A 1,176-nucleotide genomic window follows, 5' to 3' on the forward strand; every position below is an offset into this window, starting at 1 on the left:
GCCGTACGTTTTTACACATTTTGCCGAACTGATTGAGATCATCAAAACCGGGTGCGATCCCCCGATCTAGCTGGTGTTGCCAGTATTGCAATTCAGTATCGACCAAATCCATCAGCTTTTTCGGACATCCGACACAGGAATTATCCGGCCCACAGGTAAAGGTGTCTTGCTGATACAAAGGAAATTCGGCTTTTACCGCATCGATGATCTGTTGCATCGCGGTGATGCGATCAGGTTTGATAGACATGCATACTCCCCAGTCATTCTCCCCATTAACAACATCCACATAAAATACGAAGGCTGTGCGTATATTTAGGTTGTTTGTCTCTGAAAATAACTGGTTTCAGAAAACACCTGGTTAGAGAAACTGAACGGTTTCAAACGAACACTCAAATTTAGCGGTGTATTGTATCGAGCGATGCAAAATAGTCTATTTTCTGTGAGGTTAAAAATATTGTCTTGGTCGGTTGCTTAATGTTTGTATTGTGTGCTGGTTTATTTGTTTCGAGTGAAAGATAACGTTGAACGCGGGCGACACCTAACTTATAACTTCAACATGCAGCCCGCACTCTGTGATCACAGCTCAGCGCTTTAAAATGCGAATTGAGCGAATCTTATTATCAAAATCAATCGCTTCCTGATCACCGCCCTGACGGGTGTAGTAGCCACCGGTGTAGCTGATACCCTCATAGAAGCGGACAGACCAGCCATCAGGAATACTGAAGGAGGAGAGCCGATCTGCGAAACCATAACGGGCAAGATCCGGCATATCACGGCTAATCGCCAATGATGCGCCGCGCTGGTGGCTGCCATCAAAAATCATCAACACGTTTTGTGCGTGGCCATCATCCTCGTCTAATGAGGTGGCTGTGCATACGGCATCTTTGGTTTTACAGAAAATACTGCCATTACCTTGCCCTTGTTCACAGCGTTGGCTCACTTTGTGGCGAGCGCTGCGCTCTGAGCGGCCTGCATCAGCGTACACATCACTGAATGGAGTCAGGGTGCATACATAGATGCGTTCACGGTAGGCAGGGCGTGAGGCCGGCTCATACACCGGATCTAACCCGATATTTTGATTGATGATAATCGATGCATCGGCGCAGCCGGCAACCGTGAGGAGTAAAATCCCAGATAATTGCTTGACCATAAATGACCTTGTATTACAAATGGGGC

General features: G+C 46.9%; 2 protein-coding genes. Both read right to left on the reverse strand.

Annotated features, from left to right (window positions below; translation table 11 throughout):
* Window positions 1-247 (reverse strand): hypothetical protein (locus tag ACRC27_RS11205; protein WP_438639720.1); only part of this gene is annotated, 247 nt, incomplete at its 3' end.
* A 336-nt stretch (window positions 248-583) separates the two neighbouring features.
* The coding region (locus ACRC27_RS11210) for a hypothetical protein (protein ID WP_438639899.1) at window positions 584-1,176 on the reverse strand (593 nt) is incomplete at its 5' end.

The sequence above is a fragment of the Plesiomonas sp. genome (assembly GCF_051650925.1).
GTDB lineage: Bacteria > Pseudomonadota > Gammaproteobacteria > Enterobacterales > CAMTGL01 > Plesiomonas.